This window comes from Mycobacterium sp. TH-M11 (assembly GCF_057473725.1).
Map to the genome: position 1 here is coordinate 1 of NZ_JBYCLD010000149.1, position 1,536 is coordinate 1,536.

Sequence of the window (1,536 nt, forward strand, 5' to 3'; positions counted from 1 at the left end):
CGCGCTCAGAAGGCTTGAGAATAAACGCGTTTCCGCATGCCAGCGCGGGCCCGGCCTTCCACAGTGGAATCATCGCCGGGAAGTTGAACGGGGTGATCCCTGCGACCACGCCCAGCGGCTGGCGGATCGAGTAGACATCGATGCCGGTGCCGGCCCCCTCGGTGAACTCACCCTTGAGCAGATGCGGAATGCCGATGGCGAACTCGATCACCTCGACGCCACGCTGAATGTCGCCCTTGGAGTCCGGCACCGTCTTGCCGTGTTCCAGGCTGAGGAGTTCGGCGAGCTCCTCGATGTTGTCGTTGACCAGTTCGACGAACTTCATCATCACCCGGGCCCGGCGCTGCGGGTTGAACGCCGCCCACTGCTTCTGCGCCGCCTTGGCCGACGCCACCGCGGTGTCGACGTCGGCGGCCGACGCCAGCAGAACCTGCGCCTGCACCTGCCCGGTGCTCGGGTTGAGCACGTCGGCGGTCCGGGTCGAGGAGAGGTTGCTACGGCGTCCGTCGATGAAATGCGGAATCTTCTGAGTCATGGGGTCCTCGGACATTAGGCAGAAAGCAAAGTCATTTACTAGGACATCCTAGTAAATGGGGGAGGGTACTGGCAAGCGACTGCCAGGACGAGCGATGGGCAGGGCCTTCGTTTCTACGTTTGGGCACTTCAACGCCGCTTTTCGGATCGACCACCGGCCTTGTCGAGCGGCCTTGCGACACGGACGCGGATGTGACCTCACCTGCCGCACGCCCGAAGCGCTTACAGTGTTTACAGAAGCGATCTACGTGACCGAGGGAGACATCACATGTCATTCGTGACCACCCAGCCCGAGGCGCTGAGCTCCGCGGCAACTGAGCTCGGCGGCATCGGCGCGTCTTTCAGTGCGCAGAACGCCGCCGCGGCGGCGCCGACGACTGGTGTCGTTCCCGCTGCCGCTGACGAGGTGTCGGCGCTGACCGCCGCGCAGTTCGCTGCGCACGCGCAGCTGTATCAAGCCGTCGCCGCGCAAGCCGCCGCCATACACGAGCAGTTCGTCAACACGTTGGGTACCAGCGCGGGGTCCTACGCGGCTACCGAAGCCGCCAACGCCGCGTCCGCGGGTTAGCCGGCGTCGCTAGTTGGCACCGAACGTGCACTCAGTCTGAATCCGCCCGCGATTTGTCGAACTGAATGCACGTTCGGCGAACCGGTCCGCCCAATGATCCGGATCGAACCGCGGTTCTAGCCGTTGCGCAGGTCTGCGACGAACGCGCGGGCTTCATCCCAGGACGGCAGGAAACCGGCCGCGCGTACCTCGGCCAGGGTGGGTGCGGCGGCGTCGCGGCCGGACAATACGGGTTCGTGCCCACTCGGCCATTGGATCGCCAGCGCGGGGTCGGTCGCGGCGATGGTGTGTTCGCGCTGTGGGCTGTACTCGGTCGAACAGAGGTACATCACTGTCGAATTGTCTTGCAGTGCAAGGAATCCATGAGCGAGCCCCTCGGAAATGTACACCGATTTACGGTTGCGATCGTCGAGCGTGACAGCGTCCCAACGGCC

Annotated in this window: 3 protein-coding genes; 1 reads left to right on the top strand and 2 read right to left on the bottom strand. The window is 64.5% G+C overall.

Annotated features, from left to right (window positions below; genetic code table 11):
* Nucleotides 1–535 (bottom strand): aldehyde dehydrogenase family protein (locus AC2VOG_RS06325; protein WP_486939062.1); only part of this gene is annotated, 535 nt, incomplete at its 3' end.
* Between the two features lie 267 nt (nucleotides 536–802).
* On the opposite strand from AC2VOG_RS06325, the gene AC2VOG_RS06330 reads away from it, so the two are divergent.
* On the top strand, nucleotides 803–1,102 hold the full coding sequence (locus AC2VOG_RS06330) for a PE family protein (RefSeq protein WP_486939063.1): 300 nt from the start codon (nucleotides 803–805) through the stop codon (nucleotides 1,100–1,102).
* A 116-nt stretch (nucleotides 1,103–1,218) separates the two neighbouring features.
* Here the strand turns inward: AC2VOG_RS06330 and AC2VOG_RS06335 are convergent.
* Nucleotides 1,219–1,536, bottom strand: a 318-nt coding sequence (locus AC2VOG_RS06335; RefSeq protein ID WP_486939064.1) for a dTDP-4-dehydrorhamnose 3,5-epimerase family protein, incomplete at its 5' end; no start/stop codon positions are given.